This window comes from Gluconobacter sphaericus NBRC 12467 (assembly GCF_006539125.1).
GTDB classification, from domain to species: Bacteria; Pseudomonadota; Alphaproteobacteria; order Acetobacterales; family Acetobacteraceae; genus Gluconobacter; species Gluconobacter sphaericus.
In genome coordinates this window covers 1-17,197 of the sequence record NZ_BJMK01000002.1, presented here as the reverse complement: position 1 = coordinate 17,197, position 17,197 = coordinate 1, and the positions used below count along the sequence as shown (strand labels likewise).

Sequence of the window (17,197 nt, the reverse complement as noted above, 5' to 3'; positions counted from 1 at the left end):
GATCTTGATCCCTTCTGGATCAACATCTAGGCGCTCCCTATATCGGGGGGTGCTCCGTTCCTGCCTGCAAAGTGAGATCTGCCTTGGCCAAAAAGCCGACCACGCGATATGTCTGCCAGAACTGTGGCGCCACCTATCCGAAATGGAATGGCCGATGCGAAGCCTGCGGTGAGTGGAACACGCTGGTCGAGGAAACGGTTGAACCCACGGCCCGCAAAACCGGAAAACTAAGTTCCGGGCGTCTCCAGACAGTCCGGCTGGATGGCGAAACCCGTCCGCCCCCGCGCATCACGACCAGCATTGCCGAACTGGACCGTGTTTTGGGCGGCGGTCTCGTCCCGGCTTCCGTTGTGCTGGTTGGTGGTGACCCGGGCATCGGCAAGTCCACGCTGATGCTCCAGACGACCTGCGCTCTGGCGCGGTCGGGGCATCGCGTCCTGTATGTCTCGGGCGAAGAATCGGTGGACCAGATCCGCATACGCGCCCAGCGACTAGGGCTGGACCGCGACCCGAAAATGCTGGACTCGCTGGATCTCGCGGCTTCGATCAATGTCGGCGAGATTGTGGGCTCACTTGAGCAGGACAGGGCCCATACGGTCGTGGTGATCGACTCCATCCAGACGATGTGGCTGGAAAGCGTGGAAAGCTCTCCGGGTTCGGTCTCACAGGTCCGGGCGAGTGCGTTTGAGCTGATCCGACTGGCCAAAACGCTCGGCTTCGCACTGATCCTGATCGGGCACGTTACGAAAGAAGGGTCCCTCGCAGGGCCACGCGTGCTGGAACACATGGTCGATGCGGTCATGTATTTCGAAGGCGACCGCGGACATCAGTTCCGCATCCTGCGCGCGGCCAAGAACCGCTTCGGCGCGACGGACGAGATCGGCGTCTTTGCCATGACCGATATCGGCCTGACCGAAGTCCCCAACCCGTCTGCGCTATTCCTCGCGGAACGACGCGGCAATATCGCGGGGTCAGCCGTGTTTGCCGGGCTGGAAGGTACGCGCCCCGTCCTGCTGGAGATTCAGGCTCTGCTGTCACCAAAAGCAGGCGATGGCGCACCCCGCCGTGCGGTTGTGGGCTGGGACACCTCACGACTGAACATGCTTCTGGCCGTGCTCGATTCCCGCTGCGGGCTCAAACTCGCCAATATGGATGTCTATCTCAACATCGCCGGCGGGCTGCGGGTCAACGAACCAGCGGCTGATATGGCTGTGGCGGCGGCACTTGTCTCCGCAGCCACGGGCACACCCACATCCCCCAACGCCGCCTATTTTGGCGAGGTGGGCCTGTCGGGTGAGATCCGACAGGTCAGTCAGGCCGATCTACGCCTGAAGGAAGTGGCCAAACTGGGCTTTGGCGAAGCAATCCTGCCCCGACGCGTTTCGGCAGCCTCAGCCCGGGTCAAACCACCCGCAGGACTGAAACTGCGTGAGATCGGACATCTGACGGACCTGGTCGGACTGTTTGCCGACAAAGACACATAACGCACAAATTTTTGCTTTTCCTGTGCTTAAAGACGAGTTTTTAACGTTTTATTTTCGACACTCACAAAGTCTCTCAGGATATATTTGCGTATATTCTGCGTCTCTTGAGTAAAACTCCCGTATCATCTTTCATGGGAATACTTCCGGAGACCCTCTAAAATTCCGGCGGGATCCTCATGATGGCGTCTAATGATTATTCAGCAAGCAGTAGCACCCAGCAAACCATCAGCAGTGGACAGTCCGCCACCTTTCCCACCGACACTTCGATAACATCCATCCTTGTTCAGGACGGCGGAACAGCGACCATTGAAGGGGCCGTCAACAGTGTCAGCCTAACGGACGGTCGGGAAGTCACAACGGTTTCCGTCACGGGAGCAGCTATTACCAGCGGTGGCACCATTCAAAACTTGTCGATCGGCAACAACCGCATTGCCCTTATAGAGAATGGTGCAACTGTATTTTCTGCGACGGTTGTGGGCGGAACAGAACTAGTCTCCGGCTCAGCGCTGCATACCTTGGTCGAAGGCGCTCCGGACCAGATCTCGCAGAGCGCCCATCAGGGCACCCAGATTGTCCAGTCGGGTGGTATGGCGATCGATACAACGATTTCGGCAGACTACGATTACTTCACACAGTATCCGGTTATGTCTGGCCCACGTCAGGCGGAACAGATCATTGAGGCTGGAGGCTCCGCACAGGGGACGATCCTGACAGGAACTCCTTTCGTCACCAGCGGGGACCCTCTCTCCCCGCTCGATATAGTAAATTCAAGAAGCTATGCCTCAGCCATCCAGACGGTGGAAAGCGGCGGTTCTATCAGCGGCACGACAATCAATGGCGGCGGTTTTTCCACCATTCAAAGCGGCGCTACAGCCACCGATACAACCCTGGATGGAACTTCCATTCAGGTCGTCCAGCAAAACTGGCCTTTTACGACGGCAACCGTTCCGTGTTTCGGCGAACAGATCGTCAATGGTGCAACCTACAACGTTACAGTCGAAGATAACGGCATCCTGATTGTCGGCGGCTCCGCCAGTACAGTGGCCATTTCAAGCGGCGGCGAAGTCTCGGCTCTCAGCGGAAGCACCCTTTCCGACATCTCGGTCAACAACGGTGGCACGATTTCCATTGAGAGCGGGACCACTATTGAGAACCCGGTACAGGTCGAAACCGGGGCAGCCTTCGTTTTCGCTGGAGTAGACAACTCATATTCCAACGTCTCCGGCACGGTTGTACCCGAAACCGTGCAGTCGGGAGACACGCCCCAGGCCATGCTGGAAGTGTTATCCGCCGGGACGGTCATCGAAGAGGTGGAAATCGCAGGAGATTTCACATCCCCGCTCTACTTCACGCGTGCGGCATCTGGAAATTACCTCGAAATGGGTTTCGGAACGCCCTGTTACTGCCCCGGAACCCTGATTGCGACGCCGGACGGGGAGCGACCGGTGGAAGATCTGGAAATCGGCGATCCCGTCCTGACTGCGGATGGTCAGATCCGCCCGGTACACTGGATCGGGCGCCGCGCCTATGATCCCCTCTTCGCCTATGGCAACCGCGACGTCCTGCCGATCCTGATCCGGGCCGGAGCCCTAACGAACGGGCTGCCCCGACGGGACCTGATGATCTCCCCTCTGCATGCCATGTTCATCGACGGGTTCCTGGTCCCCGCTCTTCATCTCGTGAACGGCACATCGATTATCCAGATCGAACGTCCGGAGACGATCCGCTACATTCATATCGAACTTGAAAGCCATGATCTTCTGCTGGCAGAAGGCGCGCCATCTGAAAGTTTTCTCGACGATGGATCGCGTGGCATGTTCCACAATGCCGGAGAGTACAGGACCCTTTACCCTGACGCGCCAGACCGGACGCCCCGGTACTGTGCTCCCCGCCTCGAAGGGGGGGGCGAACTGGAAGCCATCCACCGCCGTCTCTGTTCTTCTGCTCCAGCCCATGACGATAGGGCTCCGACCGGCGCAGCGGCCTGAACCTTAGGAAACCCTGCACCTTGACCGTCTCCCTTGTCGGCTATGTCGATGTCTGTAACCGCGACCAGTTTGCCGGATGGGCCCTCGAACCAGCGTGTCCGGACATGCCGGTCCGTATTCAGGTCCATGTTGACGGCGAACTGGTGGACGAAGTCGATGCTGATCATTTCAGGGCCGATCTGCACGGCGAGGAATGGCACGGAAACCACGCCTTTCAGAAAGTCTGGCCGGTTCCGCTACCGCATGAAGGCGCGCTGGTCGAATTCACCGATACACGGGAAGGCCGCCCACTGACCGGTTCGCCGGTCCGCATCCCGCCCCTGCCCTCATCGCTGGTGGGCGCGTTCGACGTGGCGGATCGGTATCACATTGCAGGGTGGGTTCGGGATGAGGTCTGCCTGGACCGGACCGTCTGGCTGACGGTCCGGGTGGACGGACAACCCGCCGGACGCATCGCCGCCAACCGTTTCCGTGCGGACCTGCGGGACGCAGGTTTTGGAACAGGACGGCATGGTTTCCATCATGTGTTTTCATCCCCGATCGATCCGCTAACGGATCACGTAATCGAACTCCGACATGGCGAGGAGCGTTTCGGCACACCCTTCACAATCCCGGGCACAGCCAGCCTGTCTGCGGATCTGAAAACCCATTTTTCCGGTATTTTGCGCGGACTGGATGCGCCACGGGAACGGGCGGACGCCCTGACATTCCTCGTAAACGAAGCCGAGCGCCTCAGGATACGGGACGCCGCAGAATTGACAGCGATACGTGAGCGCGAAGAGGTCCGGCAGGCACAGCGTCTTCACCTCACGGAAGCAGACAACACCGATCCGGCGCAGACGATCGCCCCACGTCCCGTCGCCCTCTTCATTGATGACCGCGCTCCCGATCCCGAGCGGGATGCCGGTTCGGTCGCAATCCTGTCCCATATCCATACTATCCGGAATCTCGGTTACCGGTGCTGCTTCATGGCTTCCCGCCTCTCTCCGGACGAAAAGGACCGCATGCGGCTGGAGCAGCAAGGCATCGAATGTCTGATGCCGCCTGTCTTTCCGTGTCCGGAAGAAGCGCTCCGGCAACTCGGAAGCGGGCTTGAGGTGGTCTATCTGCACCGCCTCAACAATGCGGAAAGCTATTCCGCCCTGATCCGCGCCTTCGCACCGACTGCCACACTGATCTGGAGCGTGGCCGATCTGGCCTCCCTGCGTCTGCACCGTCAGGCCGCTGTCGAATCCCGGCCCGAACTCGACCGGTTCGCCAGCCGTCTGGAAGTCCGGGAAAACATGTGCGCCTGGCTGGCGGATTTTGTTCTGACGCATTCTGCCATCGAGGCGCAGCGCCTCTCACGGACCGTGCCCACGGCCAATGTCCATGTCGTGCCCTGGGCCGTGCCGGTCTCTTCCCGACGGCGTCGACCGCCAGAATCTCCCGTCATCGCCTTCGTGGGGCATTTCGCCCATGATCCCAATCTGGACGCAGCAAAATGGCTCGTCCTGACGATCATGCCGCGCCTACGCCAGGTCATTCCAGGCCTGCGCTGCCGCCTGATCGGAAGTGCCATGCCCCATGCCGTCCATACGCTGTCGGCGGAAGATGTGGAGATCATGGGCATCGTTCCGAACCTTCAGGACGCTTTGGCCGACGTTTCCGTCTGTGTGGCGCCGCTTCGTTTCGGTGCCGGGATCAAGGGCAAGGTGCTTGAATCCTGGGCCATCGGGCTGCCCGTCGTCATGACCCCGATCGCGGCCGAAGGTCTGGTGGACCCGGCCAGCCCGACATGGCGCACTACCATCGCAGATACGCCCTCCGACTTCGCAGAACGGATTGCCAATTTTCTAGACCCTACAACAGGCCGAAAACAGGTCCGGGCTGGACGACGGCTCCTGAAAACCCGTTTCTCGGAACAGGCCGTTATCGCCGCCCTTTCCCCCATCCTGCCAGCGATCTTTCCGGCAACAGAATCTGACCCGCCCGTCCTGAACTAAGACGCCTCAGAACCGGAACACGACATTGGACTGCGCATAGCTTCCACTTTTGCCGCCCGCCGCGTGAAGCCCATTCGAGGCCATGAAACGTGCACCATAGATCTGCCAGGTCAGGTGCCGGTTGAGCTGGAGCTTGAGGGACGCCTGTGGCACCACACCGATATAGCCGCCGTGATAGGTTTTCGAGAATGTATATGGGCCGGACGAGTTCCAGATCGCACCGTCCGCGTTCTCACGCCACATAAACGGCACCTTGAACTGAATACTCGCAAAACCTTTCCAGGGCGTAACTCTGAAAACAGGTGAAACACTGACGAGATTGGACGGCTGGATATAGGTTGTGGTGTCCAGATAATTCGTCTGAGGATTAAAGGGCGCCATATAGGTCTGGACCGGGCCGTCCGTTCCGTTGGCGCCACCGGAATACAGATCAGCCTGCACGCCGATGAACGGATGGAGAGGCGAGGGCGTATGGCGGTATCCCACGATCGTATTGACCGAATAGGCCTGAACGGCACTCTTGTGCTCGCTCCCGGATTTCTGGAACGTCCCGTCCTGATAAAGCCCGCCAAACGAATATTCGAAGGACGCAGCGGTGCCGTACCAGCGGAAACCCACATTCCCACGTGAGGACGTCCCCTTCAGAGAGCCCGATGCGAGCGGTACGACTGACAGGCTGCCGCCATAGCGGTATCCGTAATAGAAGATGTCCAGAAACGAGTGGACCGTCTCACTACCGATCGAGAACTGCGGCACCAAGGCCGTGATGTCGCCGCCATACAGGCGCGTGTTATCATCTTCCGTATCGTGAAACATTAGTGTCGCGTCCGTTTTGGTCTGGACAAAATCGAATGCATCCACGCGAATATTGGGCCAGATTGCATAAATCCGGCCACCATTCCACGATAGCGGCACATTGGGCGTTTCGCGGTTATACAAAACATACGACGGCGCATCGAGGAACTGCTGACGGCCAAACATGAAGCCGGTCCGGGCACCGGCCAGCTTGCCCTTGAACTCGATGAAAGCCTGCTGAAGATCCAGCCGCTTGCGATACGTCGTGTTGTATCCAAACCCCTTCCAGCCAGCCGCATCAGCATTGATGAGCTGACCGAACAGCCGGACATGTTCACCTAAATGCAGATCCGCGCCATACAGGTTCCTGACGCCGAAACGGCCGGAATTACTGCCGCCTTTCTTTCCCAGAAAAGGCGTCTCTTCGTACCAGTTACGCAGCCGCGTCTCGCCGGAAAAGGACAGCCAGATCGTCTTTGCATCATTCAGGGCGATAAACTTGAGCGGATCGAACGGATCATCACGTCGGCTTTTGTCCCGCAGAAAGCTCCAGTCTTCCGCCCAGGGCGCCACACCATAACGACCCACCGGCCCAAAGCCCGATGATTCTCCGTTACCATAGCTGAACGCGCCCCACGGGCCCTGCCGTCCCTGTGGCGCGTGGTTCTGGCTGGCCACGACACGGCGCGGCTGCCCCACGACACCGGCATGAGGATAGTTCTGGATGGGCGGACGTTCCGTGGACGGAACATGGATCCATTCCTCCGTCTGCGGGACAGGCGTCTGCGTCACTGACATGGCAGATGACGAGGACTGAGCCGCCACAGCCATACACGGTACGCAGACTTCAAGCACCATCAGGGCAAGAAGGAACCGGCTCCGGTATGAACGATGACGTGGCATGCCCTGAAAACTCCTAACGGGGTTCGCAAAACATTAGACAGAGCCATAAAAACATCAATCATAATGGTTTTAAATAATTTATACTATTTATTTTAGTTCTTAATCAGGCTGCGTGATGTCCATCTGCCCACGCGTCAGATCCCGCAGCCAGTCTGTGATAGCGTCCACTTCTTCGACAGGCACAGCGAGCGTTATCCAGGCGCCTTCCCCATCGAAATCACATTCCAGACGCGCCGCACGCCAACTCTCGATCTTCGATTCCACCATCGCAAAGCTGGAAAACGGACAGTGAAACCGCAGCTTTGCGGTTTCAATCCGCTCGATCCGGCCCGCTTCCCGCAGACAGGCCGACGCCGCGCCTCCATAGGCCCGGACAAGCCCCCCGGCCCCGAGCTGCACGCCGCCATACCAACGCGTGACCACGATCATGACATTGTCGAAATCCTGCCCTTCGATGGCAGACAGAATAGGCCGCCCCGCCGTGCCCCCCGGCTCTCCGTCATCGCTGCACCGGAAACGCTGACCGGTTTTGAAGGCCCAGCAATTATGGGTCGCATCGAGAACAGCCACTTCGCGAAAGAAGGCCATGGCGGCGGCTTCGTCTTCCACAGGAGCTGCGGAAGCCCGGAAAACACTGTTCTTAATCACACTTTCGTAGGTCGCGAGGCCGGGCAAAGTCCATGTCATGGCTTTCCTTCTGCATCAGGATCGCTGAAATGTCAGGGTGGGGTAGGGAAACGCTGCCCGTTCTGTTAAGGGTAGGCCCCATGTTTTCGGATCTGACCGGTCGGCTCAATGCCGTCTGCGCGCGTCGTGCGCCCCTTGTTCTGGCGCTGTTCGCACTGCTCTGCGCCGCCAGCGTTGCCCTGAGTGTCACACGCATCAGTGTGACCACTGACACGAGCAAAATGTTTGCCAACAGTCTGCCGTGGAAAAAGCGGAGCATGGAGCTGACGCGCCTGTTCCCTCAGGACAGCAACCAGCTTGTTGCCATCCTCGACAGCCGCATTCCCGAACAGGGACGCATGGCGGCGCGACAGCTCGCCGCGACGCTCAGTCAGGACCACACGCATTTCAAGACGGTCAGCCTGCCCGGCGACAACGCCTTCTATAACAGCCACGGCTTCCTGTTCCTCGACACGAAGGATCTGGAGCCGCTACTGGATTCGATCGTCTCTGCCCAGCCTTTCCTCGGCACACTCGCCGCCGATCCATCTGCACGCGGCCTGTTCGGCGCTCTGGGCCTGATCGGTGAGGGCATCAAGGCCGGTCAGGGCATCCCCAGCGGCTTTAACGGCGCTCTGGACGGCTTCGCAACCTCCCTGACACAGGCCGCAGACGGTCATCCGCAGGATATGTCCTGGCAGAATCTTCTGATCGGCAAGCTGGCGGAACTGGGCTCACGCTACGAGTTCGTCGTCACGCAGCCAAAACTTGACTACAGTTCCTTCCAGCCGGGCGAAGGCGCCACGACCGCCATGCGCCAGGCGATCAACAACCTTGAATTCGTGAAGACGAAGCAGGCCACCGGCATCATCACGGGCGAGGTGAAGCTGTCGGATGAGGAGTTCTCCACTGTCGCACATGGCATGGTGCTGGGGCTCATCATTTCACTGGTTCTAGTCGCCGTGTGGCTGATCCTTGCAGTCCACTCCCCGCGCGTCATTCTTCCGATCCTGCTGACCCTCATCAGCGGCCTGCTGCTGACGACCGGCTTTGCCGCTCTGGCGGTGGGTGAGTTGAACCTGATCTCGGTGGCCTTCGCGATCTTGTTCGTTGGCATCGCGGTTGATTTCGCCATTCAGTACAGTGTCCGCCTGCGCGGACAGCGCAATCCGGACGGCTCGCACCCGTCCCTGCATGACGCCATCATCTTAACGGGGCAGGAAAGCGGCGCACAGATCCTTGTCGCGGCCCTAGCGACAGCCGCAGGCTTCCTGGCATTCTACCCCACAAGCTTCATTGGTGTGGCGCAACTCGGCTTGATCGCAGGCTTCGGCATGCTGATCGCCTTCTTCTGCACCATGACGCTGCTGCCGGCCCTGCTATCCATTTTCCATGCGAAACTGGGCAATGGTACCCCGGGTTTTGCCTTCATGGCTCCCGCCGATGCATTCCTGCGCCACAAGCGCCACAAGGTTGTCGGCGTCTTCGCGCTTCTGGGAATTGTGGGGCTGGCCCTTATGCCACTCCTGAAGTTTGACGCCGATCCGCTTCACACGAAAGACCCGAATACCGAGGGTATGCGCGCCCTGCACTTGCTGGAAGCCAACCCGCTCACCACGCCTTACAGCGCACAGGTCCTGACCCCGAACCTGACGGAAGCCGCCCGACAGGCCGCAGCGTTCTCGAAGCTGCCAAGCGTAAATGACGTGCTCTGGCTCGGCGCTCTGGTCCCCGATGACCAGAAGACCAAGCTGGCCATGATCGAGGACACGGCCTCCATCCTGCTGCCGACCATCACGGTGGCCAATCCTGCACCCGCACCAGACGCCGCGGCTATCCGCGCCGCTGCTGTTACGGCCGCGCAGAAGCTCGATGCCGTGAAGGATCAGCTCCCCACTCCACTCGAAAAGATCCGTCAGGCCCTACACACACTCTCGACGGCTCAGGACAGCACGCTGCTTCAGGCGAGCACGTCCCTGACGCGCTTCCTGCCAGACGAACTGTCGATGCTGCGTACCGCGCTCCAGCCGACGCCGGTCACGATGGAGAACATCCCGCAGGATGTGCGTCAGGACTATGTCCTGCCGGATGGTCGTGCCCGTCTGACCATCCATCCCAAAGGTCAGATGTCCGAAACGCCGGTGCTGCACCGCTTCGTCAAGGAGCTACGCTCAGTCAATCCGAACGTCGCCGGCCCTGCGATGGAAATCACAGAGAGCGCCAACACGATCGTCCATGCCTTCACTGTTGCGGCCATCTGTGCGCTCATCATGATTGCCATCATCCTGCTGGTGGTCCTGCGCCGCCTGCTGGATGCAGCCCTCGTCATGGCGCCGCTGATGATGTCCGCCCTGCTGACGGTCATTCTGGTCGTCACGGTGCCAGAGACGCTGAACTACGCCAACATCATCGCCCTGCCACTACTGCTGGGTGTGGGTGTGTCGTTCAACATCTATTTTGTCATGAACTGGCGTGAGGGCGTGAAGGGACCACTGACTTCTCCCACGGCAAGGGCGGTGCTGTTTTCAGCCCTGACGACCGCCACGGCTTTCGGCTCGCTGGCGAGCTCCGGCCATCCGGGCACGGCAAGCATGGGGCGGCTGTTGCTGATGTCGCTCGGCTGCACGCTGCTCTGCACGATGGTCTTCGTCCCGGCCCTGCTGCCCAAGCGTCCGATCGACGAAGCCTGACCCAGGCCACCATGAGGATCGGTCTAGCCAATATCGTTTACAATATGCGTCGCTTCCTCTTTCCGGAACGGGTCAATGCGAGCACCTAGCCATGCAGCGGTTGATCTTCCCGGATCTGCTCAAAACACAGATCGACACCACCCCATCGACACCACCCCAAAGAACCGTCAATCAAATCGTCAAAAACCAAAAATTAGAACCAAGGCACATCAATTAACGGCTCTTCGATCCCTCCAAGTCCACCATCCTGCAACCGTTATGTTCTGCCTATGAAGCCTGAGCCTAGCGCCGAAGGAGGATGAAACCCGCGACATAATGCGCCGTGCCCAGCATGGCGCGCTCTTCGCCCATCAGGTTCCGTTCATCCTTGATGATCGACTGGGCAATTTTCGGGATCATCCCGTTCTATCTGTACCTGAAATAACGTCAGATCATGGTACCCGGGAAGACAAGTAACAATCAATATGCATTCTGCTTTATGAAGGCCTGAATGATTTTCCAAGAGAGCGGATTATTTTTTCGGAAAACTCTGCTGGAGTGAGGTGAATTCCTTGGGGAAAATCAAAGTCGGCCGATGAATGATATGTTTTTATAACGAATGGCGTGGATTTACTTCCCTCTGGTGAATTATAACCTGGGATGGAGGGGCGATGATCCCCAAAGAATGCAAGTACAGCTTTTTTTCCTAATACCGAAAGCTTCTGATCAAGCATATCGAGCAAAATATCGCTGTTTCGGGCATGGAAATCGTAGATTTCGAGTGGGTCTTTATAATCGATGCCATCGACCGGCTTCCAGGGACCATGGTTTTCCATGGTCACAGCGTAGATTATCTGGGTTGTTTGAGATGTTTTTTCAATAATCTCACTAATTTTCTTTCCGAGCGCGATATCTCCTACATAGGAGCCGCAAAAATCGTCTTCAGAAAATGCTTCCGTAGAGATGAGTTTTGTAAATCCCATCCGGGGCATGAGTTGAGTTCTGTTATAAAAACGCAGGTCGTGAGGGTGTAAAAAAATTCTTTCTTCGAAAAAAGAAGAGAGACGGTTGGGTAGCGCATAAGACATGTTGCGATCCGCTGTCAGGAACGGGTCAAAGTATCGGAACCCGAGACTTTTCTCATCCTGCCCAAACAGCACGGCATATTCCGTGCGCATTGTGTAGGCGCCAAATCCGCTCACGTCGAGTTGTCCAGTTCTTGTATTGCCCTCCTCTTTCTGAAGACGATTCAGGCTAGCTAAGGGAGGAAGTGGGTGTTGAGTACTGAGAGACACCGGATCGGCAAAAGACTCACACTGAATAATAATCAGTAATTCTATATCCGGCGGGATACAGGAAGAAGATTTTTTGAGAGGAGCAGTGGGCCTTTCACGGCGCCAGCGCAAGAAATAAAAGAAAAGTGTTGCAATTAACCCATAATTTTTGACATCAGAAAAAAGATCTGGAGTAGTCATCAATGTAGTTGACCAACTTTTTTTCCACAAAAAAGCCAATACCGAACCAGATAAAATCATTATGATCATCCCTATCCGGTGAGAATAGGGCGGCAAATCAGCCTTGATCACAAAATACACCATCACTGGAACGCAAATGATTGCAAATATTATAATTATTCTAAGAAATTTAGGGACGGCATCCACATAAAATCGTGGATAACGCAGAAAGGATGCTGCGACAGCGAGATCGCTGAAAATTAGGGGTTCTCCCAGCACCCGGCATTTTAAAATGGATGCCATGGTTAAAAGGGACGTGAGTAACGTGGTAAGCGCGAACGCAAGCCAAGGGCTTCCCACCAGAAAAAGAAAAAAACCGAATGTGGTTGATATAATAATAGTTCTTGGGGTTAATTTTGAAAAACTCAGAAATTTCGATGAATTTACAGAATCAATAATTAAATTAAATAAAAATAGACTTATTGTTACAATAAAATATTCTGACACGTATTGTTATTTCATTTAAGTGTGATAGAACTTACCGGCTTCCATCTTAGTGATAGTCACCATTATTCCACAAGATGCGTTGAGAGATTTTTCTTTTTCCATAGGATATATTATTGGATGGTTTCATATCATTCATCGTCCTGATCTTTGGAAGTCGGCCGCTTTTTAATGACCTTTCTGAGAATTCCCCCGCCATTGACGCTGGATGTTCCGTCGCTAGGACGTCCGGTTCGGGATTGGCGTTCGTTTTCTGAGAAAAGAACGACTGATGCCGCTCTTGTCCAGATGCTGCGGACAGAAAAACTCGGTGGTGCCTTCTGGCTGCCGGCCGACCCTAGGAAAGGGCAATTCGATCACCTTGTTTCTGGCAGTGATGACTGGGAACAGACACGGAAAATCGTTCAGGCCATTTTGGAGAAATATTCAGGGCAGACCATCTGTGTCCTTATGCCCGAGGGTGAAGATCTACCGGCATTCCGACATGAAAATGTAGTTTTTTCCCATCCCAGTGAGCCCCATGATCTTCTGAGCCGCTGTGCAGCAGTATGGGGAAGCGAACCAGACGACCTGACGCTGCTGGGGGTGGTATATGGTCGACCCGTAAAACTCCTGAACCCGCAGGATACGTTTGAAAGCTTCTCTACAAGCCAGGCGATGAGCTGGCTGGCAGAAGGGATCAAATGGACCAGTCCGTTTACAGGGAAGCAGGTTGATTTTGTGACGATGGTGGACATCGTCTCTGATGCCAAAAGAGCGTGGCTGCAAAAGCGTTCACTGGCCGTCTGTGTAGGAATGGCCTGGTGGAAGCGTCGCCGGATCAGGCAGTTTTTTGAAGGCTCTGGCCTCCCTGTTGTTTTCCGCTCCCGGAGTTTTGCGGCGATTTTGTCTGCAGAAAGACGGAGCAGGGGCATCGCTGTCTGGGTTAGCCGCGTGCCTCGGGGCCTGTTCAGGCTTGCGGCTGCAGCAAATATTCCTGTTGCCAAGGTGGAAGACGGTTTCCTCCGATCTATTGGCCTGGGCAGTGATCTGCTTCCGCCCTCTTCCATTGTTCTGGATCAACGGGGGATCTATTTTGATCCCTCACGCTGCAGCGATCTCGAGTGCCTTTTGAGCAGCACAGAGTTCACGGAAACCCTGCGTGTCCGCGCGACAGCGCTGATGAAGGTGCTGGTCGAACGGAATATCTCGAAATACGGTGCATCGCCCCCCACCGGATTTTGTCAGGATATCCCGGCAGGAAAGAGAATTCTTCTTGTTCCCGGTCAGGTGGGAGATGACCTTTCGATTCGTCTGGGTTGTTCGGAAATTGCGGACAATCTTTCCCTGCTGAAAGTCGTGCGGCAACGTAATCCCGAAGCATATATTCTTTTTCGTCCTCATCCGGACGTGGATGCAGGACATCGCAAAGGCCATGTACCTGACGATATTGTACTTCTCTATGCGAACGAAATACAGCGTGGTGGTTCCATGACGGCCCTGATTTCCTGCGTGGACGAAGTGCACACCATGACGTCGCTTGCGGGTTTTGAAGCTCTGTTGAGGAAGCGGTCCGTTGTGACTTACGGGCAACCCTTCTATGCGGGATGGGGGCTGACAGAGGATGTAGCCCCCCCCCTTGCCAGACGTGGCCGCCAGCTCTCACTCGAAGAGCTCGTGGCAGCTACGTTAATATTATATCCGTGCTACCTTGATCCGGTCACCCTTTTGCCATGCGGACCTGAAATTCTGATTGAGCGTCTTTCACAGCCGGAGTTATGGAAGCCCAGTCTTGTAACTCAACTTAGAAGGGTGCAGGGAAGACTACACAAGCATGTGGCCCATCTGGTGTCATCGTCTGTAAGAAAGAGTAAATGACTTTAGATCCGAACATTTCGATGGGTGCCACTCCTGAACCAAAGCTAGAAACACGACGTTTTCTTTTGCTTCAAGGACTGATGGGCCCTTTCTTTGAAAGGGTGGGCAGCGGACTTCTGAAAGAAGGTTACGGCGTTCACAAAATCCATTTCAATGGCGGCGACCGGCTTTTCTGGAGATTACCGAACGCTACGGATTACTGCCGCTCCCTGGAAGAATGGCCAGCCTATCTACGGGATTTTATTGCCCGCAACGAAATTACGGATGTTCTCCTTTTTGGTGACTGTCGTCCCCATCATGCCGCAGCACTCGAACTATGCCGCGAACTGCATGTGCCCGTTCATGTATTTGAAGAAGGTTATCTGCGGCCAGACTGGGTTACTCTGGAACTGGGGGGGGTTAACGGTCATTCCAAACTGCCACAGGATCCGGAATATTACCTGAACGAAGCCGCACATCTGCCAGAGCCTGAGCCCCATTATCCGGTGCCATCTTCGTTTCGCCGACGAGCCATGGAAGGAATTGCGTATAATACTGCGGATATTTTGTCCCGATGGCATTATCCTCACTGGACCAATCATCGCCCCTGGCATCCGCTGACCGAGGGGGTAGGTTGGCTCAGAAGGCTTTCTGACCGCAAGGCTGCAATCCAGCGCAGTGAAGAGGTGCTTCGTCGACTGTCGGCAAGCAAGGCGCCTTATATGCTGTTTCCACTTCAACTGAATGCGGATGCGCAAGTGCGTCTGCATTCCGGCTTTAATGGCATTGAGGATGCGATCGAACAGGTTATCGCTTCCTTTGCGACGTCCGCCCCCTTGGATATGCGCCTTATCATCAAAGAGCATCCGTTGGATAACGGCATCTATGACTGGCGCCGTATAGTCGGTCGGATTGCCAGAAAATATGGCGTTATCCAACGTGTGGGTTATGTCGAGCGTGGTGATATTGCGGTGATGGTCAGAGGCGCTCAAGGAGTGGTGACCATCAACAGTACGACAGGAACGCTGGCGGTTGCCGAAAATATTCCAGTGATTACGCTTGGGCAGGCCGTTTATAATATTCCAGGAATTACTCATCAGGATGGTCTGGATACATTCTGGACATCTCCCAAAGGTCCAGATCCTGAGATATTCATGGCTTTTCGGCGCGTATTGATAGAATATTGTCTGGTTCCGGGAGGCTTTTTTTCTGAAGAAGGGCTTGAAACGCTCGTTGATGGAGTGGTCAACCGTCTTCAGAGACACTGTCCCATCAAATTTCGTGAAGCCTGTAAGACTAATGGGCCGAATGTAGCCGCATGGGACTGCATGAGGCGTCCTATCCTTTCGCTGTCAGCAAAGTTGGCGGATATTGTAGAAGGCTTTTGAACTGACATGGCCTCGATTTCGTATCTTCTGGATATTTCCCGCCTTCTGGCGCGCGCAGATTACGCTGTTCCTACAGGAATAGATCGGGTCGAACTGTCCTATGCCCAGTATCTTCTGACACACAAACGAGAACAGAGTTATTTCTGCGCCATGCATCCTGTAGGAATTGCAGGCGGTATTCCGACACCGTTGGCTAAGGAGATGATCGAAGCGCTTGCTGCAAAATGGGGGGGCTCTACTGTCTCTACATCGGCATCACGCCTAAAGAGAAAGATAAGGAGAAAAATCCTTTATTCTCCACTCCCGAAAAAGCCCCATATGGTTCATATCTTGGTGTCTCATCATCATCTGACGCGCCCCAGGGTAATCAAAAATATTCTCAAGCGTACAGGCGCGAAATTTGTGCCTATCCTGCATGACCTTATTCCTTTGGAATACCCTGAATATGCGCGTCCCGGTGAACCGAACCGGCACGCCGTGCGGGTACAAACCATTCTTGATTATGCAGCGGGTATCATTTTTCCATCGCATGCTGTGCGCGATGCCTTCATGCCTTATATGGAAAAGCATTCTCGGCAGCTTCCTATTGGCCTGGTTCCTCTGGGTGTTAATGTAAAGAAAGAAGAAGACCTACTGCCCCCAACACTGGCATGTCCTTCACGGCCTTATTTTGTCTGCTTGAGCACAATTGAGCCCCGGAAAAATCACCTGCTATTATTGCAGGCCTGGCGTCGCCTGGCTGAACAGTTGGGAAACAGAGCACCTGTTCTGGTTGTCATTGGCAAACGAGGGTGGGAAAATGAAAATATCGTTGATCTTTTAGATCGTTGCCCTTCTCTGAAAGGACACGTCCTAGAGTATAATGAACTCCCGGATCAGGATGTTATTCATCTCCTGAAAAATTGTCGGGCTCTGCTGTTTCCGACTTTCTCTGAAGGTTTTGGATTACCGCTCGCGGAAGCTTTTTCCTTTGGTGTACCGGTATTGTGCTCCGACATCCCCGTGCTCCGAGAAGTGGGAGCCGGCATTGCAGATTATCTGGATCCTTTGGATGGTCCTGCTTGGATAGAAGCCATTCTAGATTACACGACGAACAGTGCACGTCGCAGAGATCAAATTCAGCGTATTAATTATTGGAAGCCATTTACGTGGGAAAATAGTATTTTTAAGACCTTGAATGCTGTTTGTGATTTTAAATTATTCAATTAGTTTATATAAACCAATATTTATTATCGAAAATTATTCTATATAGGGTTTGATTATGCAAAATTTTGATTTCATATTTTTAAATAATTTCTATTAGACTCAAACCTCATAGCCAAAAGATGAGGTTTAATGCGAGGCAGATGGCTGAAAAAAGGCGGCCGAACATAATTTCGATGAAATTACGGCGTTTATATTTTCTCTGGTCGTATTTGACTGGTTTTCGTCGAAATTTCCGCCCTAGCATGCAGGGGTTTATATTTTTCTCTTTCAGGGCGTCCCGGCGTTTCCAACAATTGTAGGGCGTCTTGTGCAGGCCGCA

10 protein-coding genes and 1 pseudogene are annotated in these 17,197 nt (G+C 55.1%); 7 read left to right on the top strand and 4 right to left on the bottom strand.

What is annotated here, in order from left to right; all coding sequences use genetic code 11:
- The first annotated feature begins 83 nt into the window (after window positions 1-83).
- The 3 genes from radA to GSP01_RS02150 all read left to right on the top strand — a co-directional run bounded on the left by radA (window position 84) and on the right by GSP01_RS02150 (window position 5,457).
- On the top strand, window positions 84-1,484 hold the full coding sequence (gene radA / locus GSP01_RS02160; RefSeq protein ID WP_141350226.1) for a DNA repair protein RadA: 1,401 nt from the start codon (window positions 84-86) through the stop codon (window positions 1,482-1,484).
- Window positions 1,485-1,660: 176 nt separating this feature from the next.
- A complete protein-coding gene (locus GSP01_RS02155) occupies window positions 1,661-3,472 on the top strand; it encodes a Hint domain-containing protein (protein WP_228123721.1) in 1,812 nt (603 codons plus the stop codon).
- A gap of 20 nt (window positions 3,473-3,492) precedes the next feature.
- Entirely contained in the window at window positions 3,493-5,457 is a 1,965-nt protein-coding gene (locus GSP01_RS02150) for a glycosyltransferase family 4 protein (RefSeq protein ID WP_141350224.1), read from the top strand.
- 6 nt (window positions 5,458-5,463) lie between these two features.
- Here GSP01_RS02150 and GSP01_RS02145 read toward each other — a convergent pair whose 3' ends face one another.
- Together GSP01_RS02145 and GSP01_RS02140 are read right to left on the bottom strand one after the other, a co-directional pair.
- Window positions 5,464-7,155 carry an alginate export family protein gene (locus GSP01_RS02145; protein ID WP_141350222.1) on the bottom strand — a complete coding sequence of 564 codons (1,692 nt, stop codon included), beginning with the start codon at window positions 7,153-7,155 and terminating at the stop codon, window positions 5,464-5,466.
- Window positions 7,156-7,254: 99 nt separating this feature from the next.
- Window positions 7,255-7,842, bottom strand: a complete 588-nt coding sequence (locus tag GSP01_RS02140; protein WP_141350220.1) for an IMPACT family protein — start codon at window positions 7,840-7,842, stop codon at window positions 7,255-7,257.
- A gap of 80 nt (window positions 7,843-7,922) precedes the next feature.
- Between GSP01_RS02140 and GSP01_RS02135 the strand changes: the two genes are divergently transcribed.
- Window positions 7,923-10,511, top strand: coding sequence for an MMPL family transporter (locus GSP01_RS02135; protein WP_141350218.1), 2,589 nt, complete (start codon window positions 7,923-7,925; stop codon window positions 10,509-10,511).
- 476 nt (window positions 10,512-10,987) lie between these two features.
- On the opposite strand, the gene GSP01_RS02130 is transcribed toward GSP01_RS02135, so the two are convergent.
- Window positions 10,988-12,451 carry an LTA synthase family protein gene (locus tag GSP01_RS02130; RefSeq protein ID WP_141350216.1) on the bottom strand — a complete coding sequence of 488 codons (1,464 nt, stop codon included), beginning with the start codon at window positions 12,449-12,451 and terminating at the stop codon, window positions 10,988-10,990.
- A gap of 168 nt (window positions 12,452-12,619) precedes the next feature.
- Between GSP01_RS02130 and GSP01_RS02125 the strand changes: the two genes are divergently transcribed.
- From GSP01_RS02125 to GSP01_RS02115, 3 genes are read left to right on the top strand one after another with little or no spacing between them, the layout of a single operon-like run.
- Window positions 12,620-14,305, top strand: coding sequence for a capsular polysaccharide export protein, LipB/KpsS family (locus GSP01_RS02125; RefSeq protein ID WP_141350214.1), 1,686 nt, complete (start codon window positions 12,620-12,622; stop codon window positions 14,303-14,305).
- The gene (locus tag GSP01_RS02120; protein ID WP_228123720.1) at window positions 14,302-15,672 is read left to right on the top strand and encodes a capsule biosynthesis protein; all 1,371 of its coding nucleotides are present in this window, start codon (window positions 14,302-14,304) and stop codon (window positions 15,670-15,672) included. The genes GSP01_RS02125 and GSP01_RS02120 overlap by 4 nt, the downstream gene beginning before the upstream one ends.
- Window positions 15,673-15,678: 6 nt before the next feature.
- Window positions 15,679-16,881: a glycosyltransferase family 4 protein gene (locus tag GSP01_RS02115; protein WP_141350212.1), complete on the top strand. Its 1,203-nt coding sequence runs from the start codon at window positions 15,679-15,681 to the stop codon at window positions 16,879-16,881.
- Window positions 16,882-16,984: 103 nt separating this feature from the next.
- Here the strand turns inward: GSP01_RS02115 and GSP01_RS02110 are convergent.
- A pseudogene (locus GSP01_RS02110) lies at window positions 16,985-17,197 on the bottom strand (hypothetical protein); the annotation flags it as partial.

Excerpts from the sequence above, each read along its gene's own strand:
- GSP01_RS02155 (WP_228123721.1), top strand. The coding sequence starts at position 1,661 with ATGATGGCGTCTAATGATTATTCAGCAAGCAGTAGCACCCAGCAAACC.
- GSP01_RS02145 (WP_141350222.1), bottom strand. The coding sequence starts at position 7,155 with ATGCCACGTCATCGTTCATACCGGAGCCGGTTCCTTCTTGCCCTGATG.
- GSP01_RS02140 (WP_141350220.1), bottom strand. The coding sequence starts at position 7,842 with ATGACATGGACTTTGCCCGGCCTCGCGACCTACGAAAGTGTGATTAAG.
- GSP01_RS02135 (WP_141350218.1), top strand. The coding sequence starts at position 7,923 with ATGTTTTCGGATCTGACCGGTCGGCTCAATGCCGTCTGCGCGCGTCGT.
- GSP01_RS02125 (WP_141350214.1), top strand. The coding sequence starts at position 12,620 with ATGACCTTTCTGAGAATTCCCCCGCCATTGACGCTGGATGTTCCGTCG.
- GSP01_RS02120 (WP_228123720.1), top strand. The coding sequence starts at position 14,302 with ATGACTTTAGATCCGAACATTTCGATGGGTGCCACTCCTGAACCAAAG.
- GSP01_RS02115 (WP_141350212.1), top strand. The coding sequence starts at position 15,679 with ATGGCCTCGATTTCGTATCTTCTGGATATTTCCCGCCTTCTGGCGCGC.